Origin of the sequence: Nocardioides sp. 1609, assembly GCF_004522105.1 — a bacterium.
Taxonomy (GTDB): Bacteria; Actinomycetota; Actinomycetes; order Propionibacteriales; family Nocardioidaceae; genus Nocardioides.
The window spans coordinates 158149-175385 of sequence record NZ_SPUJ01000008.1 but is presented as its reverse complement, the minus strand read 5'-3'; the positions used below and the strand labels follow the sequence as shown (position 1 = coordinate 175385).

Here is a 17237-nt window from a genome sequence, read left to right as displayed (position 1 = left end):
GTGGCACAGCGAAGGCCGGCTCCCTGGTGGGAACCGGCCTCGGTGCTCGGAGCTGCTGGTGGACGATACTGGGTTTGAACCAGTGACCTCTTCCGTGTCAAGGAAGCGCGCTACCACTGCGCCAATCGTCCGTGTGGAGTTGTGGTGTGGTGCTGTGGAGGTGGGTACGGGATTTGAACCCGTGTACACGGATTTGCAGTCCGTTGCCTCGCCTCTCGGCCAACCCACCATGCTTCTGGCTGGAGGTCGGGCTTAGGCCCAGGCCCTTCAACACTGACCTCTCCGAGCGGACAACGAGACTCGAACTCGCGACCTCAACCTTGGCAAGGTTGCGCTCTACCAACTGAGCTATGTCCGCCTGCTTGCTCCGTCCCGGCGCCTTGCGGCCCCGTTTCTGAGTGCGTGAGAACAGTAGCCGATGCCTCGGGTGAGGCCCAAACCGACCCCCGCGTCGTCGTGTCGCTCGCACGGTGACTCCATCCCCGCGGCTCGACAGCGGACCGACTCCCGTTGGTCGAGCAGCGGACGCTCCGGGACCGACCCCCGTTGGTCGAGCCGGCGAGCGCCAGCGAGCCGAGTCGAGACCACCGGGGGTCGGTCTCCCTACAGTGGCGTCCATGCGCGCCTGGATCGACGGACACCTGCTCGACGACCCGAAGGGCCCGGCGGTGAGCGTGGTCGACCACGGCCTGACCGTCGGGGACGGCGTCTTCGAGGCGGTCAAGGTGGTGGACGGGCAGCCGTTCGCGCTCGGGCTGCACCTCGACCGGCTGCAGCGCTCCGCGGCGGGCCTCGGGCTGCCGGTGGTCGACCTCGCGATGGTGCGCGAGGGCGTGGACGCCGTCCTGGACGGCCAGGACCTGGCGCTCGGCAGGATCCGCGTCACGGTGACCGGCGGTCCGGCCCCCCTCGGGTCTGGCCGCGGCGAGCACCCCCCGACGCTGGTCGTCGTCGCCGCGCCGATGGACCCGACCTCCGACACCACGAGCGTCGTCACCGTGCCGTGGCCGCGCAACGAACGCGGCGCCCTCGCCGGGCTGAAGACGACGTCGTACGCCGAGAACGTCGTCGCGCTGGCCGAGGCCCGCCGCCGGGGCGCCACCGAGGCGATCTTCGCCAACCTGGCCGGCCACCTGTGCGAGGGAACCGGCTCCAACGTCTTCTACGTCGTCGACGGCGAGCTGCGGACCCCGACGCTGGCGAGCGGCTGCCTGGCCGGCGTCACCCGCGCCCTCCTGCTCGACTGGTACGGCGGTGTGGAGGTCGACGAGCCGATCGGGGTCGCGGAGGCGGCCGACGAGGTGTTCCTCGTGTCGACGACGCGCGACGTCCAGGCCGTCACGCGGTGGGGCGACCGCGAGCTCGCGGTCGGGCCGCTCACGCGGGAGGCCGCGGCCGCGTGGAGCGCCCGCGAGCCCGAGCTGCTCGGTAAGTAGAACGGCTCAGGGGCGGGGGAGCAGCGAGGCGACCAGGTCGTCGACGTCGACGACCTCCTCACCCGGCCGCACGGTGAGCCAGGTGCGCCCCAGGAACGACAGCAGCTCGCTGACCCGCGCGTCGACTCGCAGCAGGCCCTCGGGGGAGTGGAACACCATCCGGAGGACGGCGCGGCCGTCGTCGTCGACGTCGGGCCGCAGCCGGACGTCGCCCTCGCCGGCCGGCTCGCCGAGCCCACGGGTCAGCAACGAACGCGACACCACCCACAGGACCTCGCCGGAGGGCACGTGGAACGTGACCTGGACGGCGTACGGATCGTCGGCGTCGTAGGCGAACGTGGCCATGAACACCATCGGGCGTCCGAGTTCGTCGTCGCAGTGCAGGGCGATGTCGGCGGTGACCGCGGGAGCAAGCGGTGGTGGCGTCATGGGAGCAGTTCCTCGTCCGAGTGAGGGCCAGGCGTAGGGGGACAGTGCTGTCCCCTCCCTGACAGAGACGCAGCCGGGCGCCGATCGGTTGCCAGATCGCACCAACTATTTTCGGTTGTCCTTCCCACGGACCACCGGGTGGGAGTCGGCCAGAGCCATGCGTTAGAGTCTGCGACTGCACCCGGGGCGATTGGCGCAGTGGTAGCGCGCTTCGTTCACACCGAAGAGGTCACTGGTTCGAACCCAGTATCGCCCACTCCGTTTCCGCAGGTCAGAGGCACAATTGGTCGCGTCCAGCCTCTAACGAGGAACAGTGGATGCCGGATTCCGCTCCCTGTCGGGCGGACGCCGCTGTCCGTGCCTACCGAAAGCAGGTTGGCGCGGTGATCGCTGTCGCAGACCTGATCGACTCCACTATGGGGCGTCAACCCCACGGCAGATCTCGACCAGTTGAATAGATACACGGGCCGTCCAAGGCCTTCATCGCAATCAACGGACGCCACGAGTTGGCCGCCCTCACGCAGCCCCGGCATCCATAGCGGCCCGCCGACCGTTCGTCTTGAGCATCCGCTCGACGAACTTGGTGACGTGCGCGCGGGTCAGCACCAGATTTGCGGTCGTGTCGAACCCGCACACGGAAAGGATCAGCGGACGGCGAAGAAGGACCTTCGCCGTTTTGTCGCCCACGAACGCGCTGGCGGATTACAGGAGCGGTATCAAACCTGGGGCGCCTCAACCCCCAACTGCCTCTTGAGAAGTGCTGCTCTTTGCATTCCGCCCGATTGTGTCGGTCCTCTAGGCCAAACTGGCACGCACAACTGAGCAACGCACGGGGAGGAGGGGGAGCAGCGCGTGTCCGAGGTCGCATCAAGCAGTACCGCTGAGTTGCTGCAGCACTTCCACGACGTGCTCGCTGCCCACTTTGGTGACCTGCGCGAGGCCCGAGCCGAGCTTGGGCCCAACTCGCCGGTCTTCGCGCTGGAGCACGATCTCTCGACCGAAAGCCTTGAACTGCTCAACGTTGCAGTGCGAGAGGGGATCAAGAACCACTTTCTCACGCGCTATCACAAGACCTGGCTGCCGTTCGTCGTCTACGCCGCCGAGATGGGCTACCGCTACGAGGGCGACGAGTACTGGACCACGTTCTCATCCCTCACACCTCGATGGACAAGCCAGGAACGGTCCACAATTCGTGACTGGTTCGTCCGGTTTCACACCCAGTATGGTGGCGCGCGTCCAACTGGTGCATGGGCAAACCAGTTCACGATCATCGCCTGGCCCATCACGCACGCGGTGCTGCCGGTGGACCTCCAGCGCCAACTGGCCAAGCTGCTCTATGAGTTCCGGACTGGACTCACGTCGGCGCTGCTGAATGACCCGGACGAATTGGGCGTTCGCCTCGCAACACGCGCTGGGTGGTACAACAGCCGCTTCCGCAACTTTTGCCAGAACACGCGACTCGTGGGGCAGGTCGCCGCAGCTCTGCTGTTTGGCGACGACGGTGAATCGCCATATCTTGTGAAGTCCACCTTGGACCGGCTCATCGCGGGCCTCTCGCATGAGCGTCAAGCACGGCACTGGCTGACCTCTGCACAGCGGGCTGCCAACCGAGTGCGAGCATCTGGCTTCTCCAAGCCGTCATCGTCAGACAACCGATCACCTTCGATCGCGGAGCGTCTGCCACGGGCGACCGATCCACGACTTTTTCTGCGTCGTCTGGATTGCTCTTGGTACGCCTACGCTGAGTTGCCAGACATGACCCCTCTCAGCGAGCGGCTTCCTCACGTCTACGACGAGTTGCGCACAAAGCGGGCCCGCGTCAACGGAGGACGACGGCCAGTTCCAACCGGCGGCCTGGTGTACGGCGGTCAGGAGGTCCGGTTCGAAACCTGGCCTGACCCCACCAAGCCCTTCGTCCAGTTGGAGCGCGGCACCGACCCCGCCAACGCCCTAATCGCCGACCAGGCCGTTATGTCCGGTGGGCCGTGGTGGGTCTTCCGCCAGCAGGCAGCGGGCACCGCTGTCGAGGTGAAGGGCCGCTTTCTCCGGCCCGGAGTCCAGTACGTCCTAATTGGCTCAGCTGACCGAGAACCCCCCGGCGTGCCTTGGTGCACTCCGACCACACTCGCGGTGGGAAGCGTCAAGGGATGGCGCCTAGACGTCCCGGATCCACTCCCCGATATCGATGCTCGGGCGCTCCTCGCACATGGTCTGTCTTCGCTGGCAACCGTTGCTATTCGACCGGTCGGCCTCGTAGCCAGCGCGTGGGATGGAGAGGGCGCCGTCGAGTCGTTGGCCGGCGAACCGGCAATCCTCGGCATTCGTGCCGAGGTCGCCCCTCAGCGCTGCCTCGTCACGATCGATGGCGACCCGCACTTCGTATCGTGGCCAACCGGCCAGTCCGAACTGATCCTCTCGCTGGACTCTCTCGACGTGGGCTCGCACTTCGTTGCCGCAACGCTCATTGGGGCGGAGAACAAGGAACTGACCAGGGGCGACTTGGTCATCACCATTCGCGACCCTCAGGTGCGCCCGGAGAACGCCACGGTTGGCGAGGGCATCCGCCTGCTGGCGTCTCCTGCCCGCCCCACCATGGCTGAGCTTTGGGACGAGCGCGCCATTGTCACCGTTCACGGCCCTCCGGAGACGAACGCCGAGATGGTCGTCGCTCTACTCGACAAAGGCGGCCTCGAACTAGGCATGGTTCGGCGCAAGGTAACGCTGCCTATCGATGAAGATGTGTGGACGGCGCTCGCTCGCGGGATCCGGAGCGAGAACGCGTTCAAGGCTCACTATGACGACGCGCAGTGGTGTGTGGTCACCGTCCAGCGTGACGGCGTTGGTGTGGCCTCGCTTAGCTGTGAACGGGGCTTCCAACCGCTCCGCTGGCGCTTTCGCAAGGAGCATGACGGCAGTTACGTCGCACGGCTGCACGATCAGACCGACGGCGAGAAGACCACGGTCGAATTCTTCGACGTCGAGCAACCCCTTGCGGCGACCAACTACGAGCAAGGTATGGACATCCCGCTGCCGCCTCGCGGTGGATTGCTGCGCGCGACGGCGGAGGGCGTGACGACCGCCGTCCTAGCGCCGACGCAGCCCAATCAGGTCTTTGCCCTCGGGACAATAAGTCCGCACGTTCCGTACGGGGACCGGTCGACCGCAGGCATCATGCGTCTGGCGGAAGCTCACTGGCTGTGGATGAGCGCCGACCTACCCGCAGATCCGTTTGCGGTGAGCCAGCAGCAGGTAGCGCTCGGCGCGATCACCCGCGCAACCTCGATGCTGCTTTCCGGAGGGCACTGGGCCGCGATTGAGCGCAAGTTGGCGACGGCGGACGCTGAGTGGGTGCTCGATCACCTCGACGACATGGAGCACGCGATTGGCGTTTCCTCGGGACATATCGCGCTCGCCAAGCGGATCAGCTTGAACCTCTACGACTGGTCGGCGCCCGAGAAGATCCTTCCTGGCTTCGCCGAGGTCATCGCGCCCAGCCTCCGGGAGTCAGGTATCGAGGACCCGTCTGCCGCACGATTCCTGCTGACGATGGCCGGTCGTCTCGGTTACATCACCCAGCAGTGGTCCGCGCCGGATCGCAACTTCCTACTGGACCGGCTCAAACTGTCGCCGGTGCTGCTGCGAACTGCCCGTTACGCAGTGATCGGGTCCCGCGCCTACGCCGAGCCAGACGAAGCGCAGCGAGGTTTCTGATGACGCTCTCGAGCCTCACCCCGGACGATGCTTCCGCGCTCAGCGTGAGGACGCTCGGCATGGATCCTGACTTCGTTGGCCTGCACAGCCCAGAGGGATTGGCCGCCTCGTTGCGTCGCGCCGCATCGTTCCTGTGCCCAACGAGCCCTAATCGGCTAATCGACGCCGTACTGGCGGCCGTGCGACCGCTGACCGACGGCGACCTTAGCCGTGACGAGGTCGCGGATCTCCTTGACTTGCTCACCGCGTCGGGCGATCTGCTGGAGCTTCGCCAGGAGTTGCAAGGGCGCATGGTCCGCCTCGTCTACCTCGGCCCGCCCTCGTACATCGAGCGGGCACCAGGTACGTACATGCTGCTCGGCGTTCGACCGTTTGGCGCATGGCTCGTGAACTCCGAGTTGGCAGCGCAAGCCACTCGTGAGGGTCACACCCGGGTGATTGAGCTGAACCCGGCGATTGCGCCCGAAACGCTCAAGGCCGCTGGTTTGCTGCGGCTCGATCGACAGCGCTGGGTGGCCAGTCCCGGTATCGAGCCCGCAGCCAGCCTAGTGCGCCGGACCTCCGAGCGGCTCGAGGTTGCTGGTAGGGGCGGCGAGATCGAGGGGCTTCAGATCCTCGATCCGATCGCACCGGTTCGCTACTACCGAGGTCGTTGGCGGGAGCCGGGGCCAACCGATAGTGGCGACTTTGTCGCGCGAAGACCGCAGGCCTATGGCGCCGATCTGTGGAGCGCCGTTCGGATGGAAGATGGTGTTGCCACCAAGATCTTTCAGTTCCCAGTGGACGACCCGGTCGTTCCCGCGCGGGATGAGGCCTGGCGACTCCAACTAGCGATCGACGCCGAGCGTGGTCGTCCGCAGCGGTACGCCATTGAGCCCACGGCCGGTGGCGGCTCGAGCCTCATCAGGTTCTTCTCGCCAATCCCCGGGTTCGCCGAGCGGTACCTGCAACTGGTCGGGATGCCGATTGCCGTGACATCTGGCGCCCTATTTGCCTTCCGAGTGCCGGAGGCCGCTATGCCTGATCTGATCCAATTGCTTACAGAACTGCTCTGGCTGGAGCCGGTCCCCAAGGAGACGAAATGACGACTGATGATACGCCAACCATCGCAGAGACGGTCGACGAGATCAGGGCGTCGCTGCGTGACTACATCGAGGCCACGTACCACGTCGGGCACCCCCTGGTGATTGAGCAGCGGCGGCAACTGCTGGAGACCGAGGGCGTGATCTACCGCGAGCCCTTCATTGAAAGCACGCCGCGCTACCGCACAGACCGACGGTTCGCAGATCTCGACCTCGATCCCGTAGTTCAGACGCTCTTCGGCAGTTTGACCCAGAAGATCGGCGGCCTGGACTCGTTGCTCTTCGACCCGCCGTACACCCATCAGGCGGAAGCGCTTGAGTACGCGTCGCGCGACGGTTCGAGCCTGGCGATCACGACGGGTACTGGTTCAGGTAAGACCGAATCCTTCCTTCTTCCAATGGTGGCCAAGCTTGCGACCGAGGCGGCGCACCACCCGGAGTCGTTCGCAGCACCGGCCGTGCGCGCGATGATTCTCTATCCCATGAATGCCCTGGTAAACGACCAGCTTGGGCGCCTCCGCCTGCTGCTGGGTGATCCGCGCGTCACCGCTCAGTTCGATGCCTGGGCAGGTCGGCCTGCTCGCTTTGCTCGGTACACCAGCCGCACGCTCTATCCGGGCATCCGCACTCGCGAGCGGGATGATCGGCGGTTGCGGCCGATCGCAGACTTCTACGTCGACATCCATGACCGCGCGGAGAACCCCAGCGCTCAGTACCACCACGAAGCTACGGAGCTCCGGAGCAGGCTCGCCGCTCGAGGAAAGTGGCCGGCGAAGCCGAACATCCGTGACTGGTGGGGCGCTCCCAACATGCGGTGGAAGGACGCCAGCGGCAACTTCCAGCGGGGCGTCACCCTGCCCAGCGATCCCGAACTGCTGACACGCCACGAGGTCCTGGCTGCGCCGCCGGACGTGCTCATCACGAACTACTCGATGTTGGAATACATGCTGATGCGGCCGCTGGAGCGGCCGATCTTTGATCACACTCGCCAGTGGCTCGCAGACAACCCGGACGCGCGGTTCCTGCTCATCGTCGACGAAGCCCACCTTTACCGAGGGTCAGCTGGCGCCGAGGTGGCGCTGCTCCTACGCCGCCTCCGTACGCGACTAGGGATCAGCCCGGACCGGCTGCAGATCATTACCACTAGCGCAAGCTTTAGCGACGCCGAGTACGCCCGACGATTTGCGGCCCAACTGAGTGGCAAGGACGTCGGCGACTTCCGCACTATCGAAGGCAAGCGCAAGTACCGGGAGCACGCGACTACCGGAACACCAGCAGACGCGGCGCTCCTGAGTTCCGTTCCGCTCCGCGATTATTACGACGCCGATGATGATCCCGCCAAGAGCACTGCAGTGGCGGAATTCCTGGCTGCCCGCGGCGTCACGAATGACGACCGCGGAGTCGCCGCTCTTCTCTTCGACGCGCTGCATGACTACGGCCCGATGAACCAGCTCGTGAACGAGACGATGGACAAGGCCCAGCCAGTGAGCGAACTGGGGCCGACGCTATTCCCTAGCGTCGACTCAGAAGTAGCCGACGCAGCAGTGACCACGCTGGTGGCGCTCGGCAGCGCGGCTCGTGAAAAGCCTGAAGAGGCCGGCCTATTGCCGTGCCGAGTGCATGGGTTCTTCCGCGGCTTGCCCGGACTGTGGGCCTGCATCGACACCGAGTGTTCGGAACTCGATGAAACACTTCGCGGCGGGCCTATTGGCAAGCTCTACTGGCAACCACGAGCCACGTGTGGATGCGGGGCGCGGGTGTTCGAGTACTACACCTGTCGGCACTGCGGCACCTCGTACGTTCGGGCGTACACCGACGATGCGGCGGATCCGAGCTTTCTCTGGCATGAGCAGGGCGGTGCGTTTCAGGCAGCAGCCGGGGCGGTTCAAAAGCTGCAGGCACTGGATCTCCTGTTGGAGGAGCCCACGGAGCAAGTACAGCGCGCAGATATTGACCTGGTGACTGGTGCTCTCGACCCCGAGCGTCTCGGCGAGCGGCACCGACTCGTCTATATCCCGCACAACCGAGCCGGTCAGACGGTTCACTCCGAGAACGAGGACGACGAGCCGGAGGATGTCGAGGCCAACGGTGAGTTCCGCCCGTGCGGCGTCTGCGGTCGCCACGCCGGGTTCGGTCGTTCGTCCGTGCAGGATCATCAGACCAAGGGCGACCAGCCCTTCCAGGCGTTGGTCACCCGACAGATCGAGGTCCAGCCTCCGAGCAAGGCATATTCCGATTTCGCGCCGCTGCGCGGACGCAAGGTCCTGGCGTTCTCCGACTCGCGGCAGGTCGCGGCACGGTTGGCGCCGAACCTCCAGACCTACTCGATGCGAGATGTGATCCGCCCGCTGATTATCCGTGGATGGGCTGAACTGTCGTCGAAGGACCTGATCCGAAACCAGCTCAGTCTGCAGAATCTGTTCCTCGCGACCATGGTCGGCGCAGCGATCCTCAAGGTGCGTCTCCGGCCGGAGCTCCGGGGGGCCGAGTCAATGGATGTCATGCGTGCCGTAACGACTGCCGTCGAAGGAGGCGCGTTCACGAGCGACGACCTGAGCCAGCTCATCGGCCTGATCATGCTGCAGGACGAGCCCCCGCATTCGATGCTCAAGGGGATGTACGCCACCCTGACCGACCGCTACTACGGGTTGAACTCGCTCGGGCTGGCCTCGATCAAGGAGACTGGGGTGAAGACCGCCAAGCTCCTCGCAGATCTGCCGTCCATCTCGGGCGTTGCCGCGACGGACGAGGAGAAGCTCGCCTTAGTCCGGATGTGGCTTGGCTTCTGGATAACCAAGGGCATCTGGTTCAGCGCGATGCAAGAGGGCGAGTGGTGGAATGTCTCGCGCGGCGTCCTCCCGCACACGGGCAGGTTCGGCAACCTCACCAAGTGGCTGCCTGATGCCCCGAGACGAAAGCAGTTCACCGACAGCTGGCTGCCTATCCTCCTCCGCGAACTCTGTGAGGCGAAGGACGGCAAGTACCGCCTGCTGGCCCGCAACGTTGCACTCGACACGACCGACGACTGGGGCTACTGCGAGCACTGTCGGTACACCCAGCGGCCGTTCCCCGGAGTGGCGCGATGCGTCAACTGCCGCACCGACAACGTGCGTGTCCTCGACCCGGATACGGACGACGTCTTCCAAGCGCGCAAGGGCTACTACCGCGCCAGCACGGTGCGGGCGCTGGAGTCCGATATGACGCCCATGAGCATCATCGCCAGGGAGCACACCGCACAGCTGAGTGCCGCCCAATCGGACGAAGTGTTCTCTCGCGCCGAGCAGTACGAGCTGCTGTTCCAAGACGTCAGCGTGACGCTGCCAAATCAAGCAGATCGCGAGCAACCGGCAATCGATGTCTTGTCATGCACGACCACGATGGAGGTCGGCATCGACATCGGGTCGCTGTCTGGGGTCGCGCTCCGCAACATGCCACCGTCACGGGCCAATTACCAGCAGCGCGCTGGTCGTGCCGGACGACGCGGCAACGCTGTGGCCACGGTGGTGGCGTTCGGAAGCGCCGACACCCACGACGACCAATACTTCCGCGAACCCGCCGCCATGATCCGGGGCGACGTCGATGACCCAGCGCTCACCATGGACAACGACGAGATCGCCCGCCGACACGTCTCGGCTTACCTGCTGCAGCGTTACCACCAAGACCGTCTGCCGGACATCGCTCCTGAATCGCAGCCGCAGCTCTTCGAGGTACTGGGCACCGTGCCCGGCTTTGTCGGCACTGTCTCGCCGCTGAACCGCACGGACCTCGCCGCGTGGATGGGCGAGAACGAGGCGGTGATTACGGCCGAAGTAGACAGTTGGCTACCGGCCGAGCTGGGACCGCGGCGCGCTGCTATTTTGGACCGCCTAGTCCCGGACACGATAGAGATCCTGGACAAGGCACTCCGGGTGGAGGGTAACGGTGAATTGCCTCCGCCAGAGGCGGGCGACGCACCCCCGCAGGAGTCTGAAGTCGAGGGTGAGGGACCAGCGGAGGACGGCGCGGAACTGCCCGCCGAGATCCGTGCTGAAACGAACCTGCTTGACCGCTTGCTCTACGAGGGCGTCCTGCCTCGCTATGCCTTCCCCACAGACGTCGTCACCTTCCACGTCTTTGATGAAGGGCGCTCCGAGGCCTTCCGGACGGAGTTCCGCTACGAGCCGAGCCAAGGCCTCAACGTGGGGCTTAGCCAGTACGCGCCCGGCAAGGTGGTCTGGATCGACAACCGCGAGTGGACGTCAGGAGCGATCTACTCGCCCATGAAGCGGGACCGCACACGTGCCTGGAATGAGCGTTGGCTCTACTTCGAGTGCCCGATCTGTCACTACGCGATGCATGTCCCGGGCGACCAGGCTGAGGTTCGGGAAGAGCGCGAATGTCGCGCGTGCGGGTCGCAAATGAACCCAGCCATGAACTGGATGCGTCCGCCGGGATTCGCTCACCGGGCCTACACCGATCCGGGGACCAGCCCGGACGACGCACCCGCCAAGAGCTACGCCACGCGCGCCAAGCTGGTGGCGGAGGGGCCGGAGCAGGAGGGCGAGTGGTCTTCAGTCAAGCACCGTATTTCGCAGTCTTATGACCGGCACACGCTGCTGGTGACGAACACCGGACCGGGATCTGAGGGGTACAGGTACTGCGTCTACTGCGGTTTGATCGAGCCGATGGCGACTGCCAGTGGCGTACTGGGAGGGGAACACCTCAAGCCCTATCCCGACCGTGAACGCGAGTGTCACAGCATGATCCCGACGCGGGGGCTGGTGCTCGGCACGGACTTCAAGTCGGACGTGCTCCTGCTCCGGTTCCGTGTTGACGAACCGGTGCGGCTCCTTCCCGGTCGCCTTGCCACCGAGGTGGTGTTGCGCACCATCGCCGAAGCGCTGACCATCGCCGCCACTCAGAAGCTCGGCGTCGACGCGACCGAGTTGCAAGCCGAGTACCGCCCAGCCCTTACGCCGCTCGGGCATCGCGGCTTGGAGTCGGAGATCTACCTATACGACACGCTGGCCGGAGGCGCTGGCTTCACTCGTCGAGTCTTCGACTTCGGGGAGGCCGTCTTCCGCGCCGCGCTCGATCGTCTGGAGCACTGCCCGGCCGATTGCGACGAGTCCTGCTACCAGTGCCTGCGCAGCTTCAGAAACCGCTTTGAACACGGCCTGCTCGACCGCAAGGTGGGAGCCAGCCTGCTTCGGTACCTCCTTGACGGCGACGTGCCGAAGCTGGACGCCGCGCGTCTGGACCTATCCGCCGACAAGCTCTTCGCGGACCTGGAGGGCCGGGACTTGAGCGACGTTGTCCTTGAACGGGGCGTCACGGTCGACATCCCTGGTATTGGAGCAGTGCCTGTACCGATCCTGGCTACCAAGGGCGACAAGCAACTCATCATTGGGGTGCACGGCCCGCTGACGCTCGATCTGGCGCCGACTCCTGAACTGCACGAGGCCAAGGAGTACGGCGTCCCGGTGAAGCTTGTGGACGACCTGATCATTAGCCGCAACCTGCCATTTGCGACGAGTGACGTCATCCGGCGGCTGTCTTGAGCGAGCCACGAACCTTCGATCCCGGCGTGAGCAACTCGGTGGCTGTGCTGCCCGACGCGCCGGATGTATGGAGTTACTCATCCCTCAAGGCAGTCGAGACCTGCCCACGTCGATATATGTTGAGCCGTTCCAGGTACCCCGACCTGTGGGACCGCTCGGGCTATCCCGAGGTACCGAGCGCCGCTGCATTGTTCGGCGACGTGGTGCACGACTCGCTGGAGGTGATTGTGCGCGCGCTGGCGAACCACGGCTGCACCTCCGCCAGCGGACCGGAAGCCATCGCTGTACTCAAAGATCTGGGTGGGTACTCCAAGGTTGTCAAGACCATGCTCGCGAAGCGGCTCACCAGGCTGGACGGCAACCCACGCCTGGCGGCGGGCGGCCGTGAACGTCTGCAAGATCAGCTCGAGCACCGGATTCCCGAGGCGCGCGAGGAGGTCCAGCACTACCTGCACCGCATGACGCTTACTCCGAGGGAAGGCGCCGGATCGGGATCCGGCGGCGGTAGCCCACGACACGCGCGGGACGTTGGCTCGCATCCCGAGGCAACGTTGCAGGCCGATGACCTTCGCCTGTGGGGCCGCATCGACTTGCTGACCGTCGGTGTCGATCGGGTGGACGTCACGGACTACAAGACCGGCGCCGAGGACGAGAGCCACCTTGACCAGTTGCGCTTCTACGCGGTGCTGTGGGATCGAGACAGCGTCTCGAACCCGGGCCGAACCCCGCTCGGGACGCTAGGCGCGTCCTATCCGAGCCGCGAGGTGACAATTGACGCTCCCGATACGGCGCAGTTGCAGGGGCTAGTCGACGCACTCAAGACGCGGGTCACCAGCGCCGACCGCCTCGTTCGGTCCGATGAGCCTTCAGCACAGCCGGGCGACTACTGCAGCTTCTGCTCGGTGCGTCCGCTTTGCAACGCCTACTGGTCGACCTCACCCGATCCGGCCAGCTTGAAGCGCGGGACCTGGTTCGACTTCGAAGGGACGGTCGTTGAGCGCAACGGAATCAAGAGCTGGTGGCTGCACGACCTAAGCCCCACGAAGAACGCGATGCTGCTGAGGACGACGTCGGCGTATCAGGTGTTCGAACCCGGGCAGCGTCTCCGGCTACTCGGACTGCGGCGCGACGAGGATCCAGATACTGACGCCGTGGTCGCTGTTCTGACACAGACCTCCGAAGTCTTCGTCGTGATAGGAGACGGCGACTACTGAGCGGCCTCGGCTCCCGCTTCGGCGGCCCTCACCGCGGAAAGTAGTTCGTCGTCAATTGGCAGCGGGACTCGCGCGCCATGCCTTACGGGCCGTACCAGCCGATGTTCGCGCATCGCCGCAAGTACATTCTCCTGGCTCGCACGATTCAGGGCCCACCGTTCGGTCCACCACGCAGCAACGGCCGTCCCACTGTCCGTTGGCTCAGGGTCGAGCAGATAGTCCGGCTCGGCGTCGATACCGAGTGAGTAGTCCCGCAGATTCTTGACGAGAGGCACGCCGTACAGAATCCGCTCGCGCCCGTGCTTCAACAGTTCGTTGGTCGGCCAACCGAGCGCCGCCAGCCCGAGTCGCACTTTGCGTAGCCGCGGGCTCACACCCTCACCGAACAAGCTGTTGACGCGGATGAGTCCGCCAGTCTGCTCCGACAGCCGGACCAGCGCTTCGACGGTCACGTCTGAGAAGTGCGAGGTGCCGAACGATTTGGAGCGCCCCAACTGGTGGAAGCCCATGCGTCGATCGGCAGCGCCGCCCATGGCCGATGCGGGCCAGTAGAGCCGGTTGTATTGGCTCGATCCTGTGCCGTACAGCGAGGTCGTCCCGACGAACGACAGCCTGGCTTCACGCGTAATCGGTCGACCTGCCATCGCTGAGGCGATCTCGCTGGGTCGGGCGTACTTGGCGCGGTATGCAGCCATGACGGTCGGCGAGACCGCAAGTGCGCCGACGAGCTTGCCCGCCGCGAGGGAGTTGTAAGGCGCGACCGCGCCACACACCGTGAGGTCAGCGATGACCGTTCCGACACGTTCGCCACGCGCGCGTCGGGCAATCCGACCGATCTGCGTCTTCGCCTTGGGGTCGGCTAAGGCCTTTCGAAGTCCCGCAGCGGACGGGCTCGCTCCTAGGTATGCACCGAGCAGGCTCTGGATCTCCAGCGTTTCGGCAAGCACCGAGGATCGCTTTGATCGGAACAGGTGCGTTTCGGCTCGCTCGATCCACGCATCCGTCGCGATGTTGCGGACCTCACGGATCGGCCCACCGCGGTGATGCTTGGCCCGGTGTCGCTCGGCATCAGCGCGTAGGCGGGCGACAACCTCCTGCGTCGGCGCCTTAATGTCATTCGGCTGTAGGACGCCATCGCGGAGCAAGTCATCGATGTAGATCTCACTCCGTTGCGTCTTAATGCGTCGGGCCAGCCACCGAGCGATCTTGTCGGTCGGAGTGGCCTCGATATCCGCGACGAGTCGTTTGGTGTCCCAACCCATCCAGTTGTCGCGCTCGGCGATCTGCACGACGGGACTGGAGATAGCTGCGAGTCCGATCACGGCGTGGAAATCAGTGGCCGCGTCACGGATCAGGATGGGCGTAGACCGGCCGGGGACTGTCGAGTAGGCGTTGGTCCATGTGTGGCGGAAGTAGCGCCAGATATCGTGCAAGTTGAAGCCGGTCAGTTCGCAGGTGAGTGAGCTATCCGCGATCTGCACATACGGCTGGATGACATGGGATTCCTCGCCCGCCGATTTGAGCGCGTCTGCCAGTTCGCGACCGTCCCGCATCAGGTTGAAGATCGACACCAGTCGATCGCCACATTGGTGTGACCGCTCCATATTCGTGACGAACCGTCGGACGCTTGGCTGACGAAGTTGGGCGTCCCGTCGCAGGTGTTCCTGTCTCCGGATGCGCGCCTTCTCGGTCTCGCGGTCGAGGTGAGAATCGGGAGGGCTCAACAGCGGACCGAGCTTATCGACCTGAACCGCCCAGCCTTGGTCAGCGAGGTCGATCAACGTGTGGGCCGCCGCAGCCAGGCGAGGCTTGTTATAGAGGTCGCCGAGTTCGGCTGCCGCGAGCCAGAACGCGTGATCGAGCGGCATGTCGGGATCAAGCTGGGCACGCGAGAGCAGTGTGCAGAGCCGTACGAAGCCCCGGCGTTCGTTGGTGGACGCGCCCGTGGGGAGCGCCAGAGGGATGTACTTCGAGTCGTCGCTCATGACTTCTGAAGCATCCGCCTGTACGTATCACTCCATGCTTCCAGCAGATCGTCGATGCGTTGTCCGTCTCGTTCTAGTTGCGCGGCGCTCCTGGCAAAGGAAAGCAGAAAGAGTTCGATCGATGTCCGAAGCTCGGCTGCGACGTCACCCTCGATGCCTTGTAGCGGCTGGTATAGCGCAGCAAATGCGGGGTGGTCGACGTTGAGCGTGAGGTCAAGTGTCCGCTGAGCGAGCTTTGACCTGAACATCGCCTTCATCGGCAGCGCGTCCGAGCCGATCCGGTAATTGATGGCGCCACTGGGTCCACGCGACGAAATCAGGGGTAGATCCGGATCGGCAGCCGCCGCGATCCGGCACGATTTCTCGGCTGCTGCCTGAAACTTCACGTCCTCAAAGGCCTGACGGACCCGCGCATTGAGGAGCCGAGCAACCGATTCAAGGTCGGGTTCGAGCGCCTCACGCAGAACGGCGGAAGGGCGGATGCCCTGTTTGTTGATCGTGATGCCAAAGTGTTCGTCTAGGCGGGGATCGAACTCGATCTCGCAGCGCCACCAGTCGTCATAGTTTTCTCGGCGCTTGGCGCCCATCAAGTGCCAGCCCGACGCAATTTCGCGCCCGGCGCGCAGAATGGAAACGCCGCCGCCACCAACAATGCCAATGCGGCGCTTGGTAACGTTGTCGAGGCCCTGCCAACTGTGAACTGGAAGCATCGTGAAGCGCACCGTGACCACAGACGTGTGGCCATCGCTGGCTTCCAATTCGTAGCGTAGTTCGTCGAATGCAAGTACGGCTGACGCGCCCTCAAGCTTGGTGGTCCGGAGCGTAGGGTCGACTGCCGCGATCCTGAAACCGTTGATGTTAATCGAGAGCCCGTCAGCGATGAAGCGGCGGTACAAACGGCCAAGGTCGCGGTGTAGCGCCCGCTCAAGCCATGCCAGTCGCCGATACTCGATCCTATCACACTCCCTCCAATGAACGCGGCAGCCGGATGCACCTGTACCTCGGCCTCCTCGGCGAGCAACGAGTGCTGGGACCGATCCCGCCATAATCTCGTCTACGTCGAGCGAGACCGTTTGCTCGAACCCGGCGTTCCGCCATGCGGTGACTTCAACTCGTCGAGCCTGACTGAGACTCGCAGCCGGAAGACCCATACCGAATCGGCCGAACGACTGGCGGGCGTCGAAGCGAGAAGATCCGCCGAAGCGCAAGCACTGTTCAAGTTCCGGCTTGGTCATGCCGATGCCGTTGTCCTGCACGGTGATCTCAGGCAGGGCATCCGAGGTTAGACGGCTGATCGTGATCGCGACCTCGCTCGCCTTCGCCTGCAATGAGTTGTCCACCAGTTCGGCGAGCGCTGTTGAGATGCTCAGGTAGCCAGACTCCCGCACAGCCCGAATGAAGTGGGAGGGAACCAGCAGGCCTTCTTGGCCCTGGGCGTTGGCAGTCAACTTCGGCCTCCTCGTGAAGTGATCGACCTGAGCAAGAGTAGCTGCTCGAAGAGCCCCGGCATACCGTGAAATGCGAACCTGTGGAGAACCAGGGGCGCATCCGTCCCTGTGGAGATCAAGCGACATGGAGCGTGACCGCGATCCGCTTTGTCTTCGCTGGCTCGCTGAAGTCGAGGCCAGACCCGGATCGGAGGAGCAGGCGGACGGTGGGAAGGGCCGGGCGCCCGATCTGCGCAGGTTCGGCATGGTCCAGCCAGTCCAGTCGGCCGGTTCGCTGCAAGTCGACGGTAGCCACGAAGGCTCCTATAGCAAGAGTTAGGACGCGGTCTGCCACCTCAACGCCGGTGATCTCCGACCCAATCAAGTCGCGTGGCGACGGGGCAAAGGACTTG

8 protein-coding genes and 4 tRNA genes are annotated in these 17237 nt (G+C 64.7%); 6 read left to right on the top strand and 6 right to left on the bottom strand.

Annotation, left to right across the window (positions count from 1 at the left end):
• Positions 1 to 56: 56 nt before the first annotated feature.
• The 3 genes from E4623_RS20550 to E4623_RS20540 form a co-directional block, all read right to left on the bottom strand.
• Positions 57 to 131 (bottom strand) — tRNA-Val (locus tag E4623_RS20550).
• Positions 132 to 155: 24 nt separating this feature from the next.
• Positions 156 to 229, bottom strand: a tRNA-Cys gene (locus E4623_RS20545).
• 56 nt (positions 230 to 285) lie between these two features.
• Positions 286 to 358 (bottom strand) — tRNA-Gly (locus E4623_RS20540).
• A 259-nt stretch (positions 359 to 617) separates the two neighbouring features.
• On the opposite strand from E4623_RS20540, the gene E4623_RS20535 reads away from it, so the two are divergent.
• The gene (locus E4623_RS20535) at positions 618 to 1436 is read left to right on the top strand and encodes an aminodeoxychorismate lyase (protein WP_134768433.1); all 819 of its coding nucleotides are present in this window, start codon (positions 618 to 620) and stop codon (positions 1434 to 1436) included.
• Positions 1437 to 1442: 6 nt separating this feature from the next.
• Here E4623_RS20535 and E4623_RS20530 read toward each other — a convergent pair whose 3' ends face one another.
• Complete coding sequence (locus E4623_RS20530; protein ID WP_134768432.1) at positions 1443 to 1865, bottom strand: SsgA family sporulation/cell division regulator; 423 nt, start codon at positions 1863 to 1865, stop codon at positions 1443 to 1445.
• Between the two features lie 184 nt (positions 1866 to 2049).
• Between E4623_RS20530 and E4623_RS20525 the strand changes: the two genes are divergently transcribed.
• The 5 genes from E4623_RS20525 to E4623_RS20505 all read left to right on the top strand — a co-directional run bounded on the left by E4623_RS20525 (position 2050) and on the right by E4623_RS20505 (position 13412).
• A tRNA-Val gene (locus E4623_RS20525) sits at positions 2050 to 2121 on the top strand.
• 596 nt (positions 2122 to 2717) lie between these two features.
• The gene (locus E4623_RS20520; RefSeq protein WP_134768431.1) at positions 2718 to 5576 is read left to right on the top strand and encodes a hypothetical protein; all 2859 of its coding nucleotides are present in this window, start codon (positions 2718 to 2720) and stop codon (positions 5574 to 5576) included.
• Complete coding sequence (locus tag E4623_RS20515) at positions 5576 to 6661, top strand: hypothetical protein (protein WP_134768430.1); 1086 nt, start codon at positions 5576 to 5578, stop codon at positions 6659 to 6661. The genes E4623_RS20520 and E4623_RS20515 overlap by 1 nt, the downstream gene beginning before the upstream one ends.
• Positions 6658 to 12198: a DEAD/DEAH box helicase gene (locus E4623_RS20510; protein WP_134768429.1), complete on the top strand. Its 5541-nt coding sequence runs from the start codon at positions 6658 to 6660 to the stop codon at positions 12196 to 12198. Before E4623_RS20515 ends, E4623_RS20510 begins: the two co-directional genes overlap by 4 nt.
• Before the next feature lie 26 nt (positions 12199 to 12224).
• Positions 12225 to 13412, top strand: coding sequence for a PD-(D/E)XK nuclease family protein (locus E4623_RS20505; protein WP_167736779.1), 1188 nt, complete (start codon positions 12225 to 12227; stop codon positions 13410 to 13412).
• Here E4623_RS20505 and E4623_RS20500 read toward each other — a convergent pair.
• Positions 13406 to 15397 (bottom strand): Druantia anti-phage system protein DruA, encoded by a 1992-nt coding sequence (locus tag E4623_RS20500; protein ID WP_134768427.1) that lies wholly within the window; start codon positions 15395 to 15397, stop codon positions 13406 to 13408. The two genes, E4623_RS20505 and E4623_RS20500, sit on opposite strands and share 7 nt — an antisense overlap.
• Entirely contained in the window at positions 15394 to 16845 is a 1452-nt protein-coding gene (locus E4623_RS20495) for an ATP-binding protein (RefSeq protein WP_209020801.1), read from the bottom strand. The genes E4623_RS20500 and E4623_RS20495 overlap by 4 nt, the downstream gene beginning before the upstream one ends.
• Positions 16846 to 17237: the final 392 nt, after the last annotated feature.

Excerpts from the sequence above, each read along its gene's own strand:
- E4623_RS20535 (WP_134768433.1), top strand. The coding sequence starts at position 618 with ATGCGCGCCTGGATCGACGGACACCTGCTCGACGACCCGAAGGGCCCG.
- E4623_RS20530 (WP_134768432.1), bottom strand. The coding sequence starts at position 1,865 with ATGACGCCACCACCGCTTGCTCCCGCGGTCACCGCCGACATCGCCCTG.
- E4623_RS20515 (WP_134768430.1), top strand. The coding sequence starts at position 5,576 with ATGACGCTCTCGAGCCTCACCCCGGACGATGCTTCCGCGCTCAGCGTG.
- E4623_RS20510 (WP_134768429.1), top strand. The coding sequence starts at position 6,658 with ATGACGACTGATGATACGCCAACCATCGCAGAGACGGTCGACGAGATC.
- E4623_RS20500 (WP_134768427.1), bottom strand. The coding sequence starts at position 15,397 with ATGAGCGACGACTCGAAGTACATCCCTCTGGCGCTCCCCACGGGCGCG.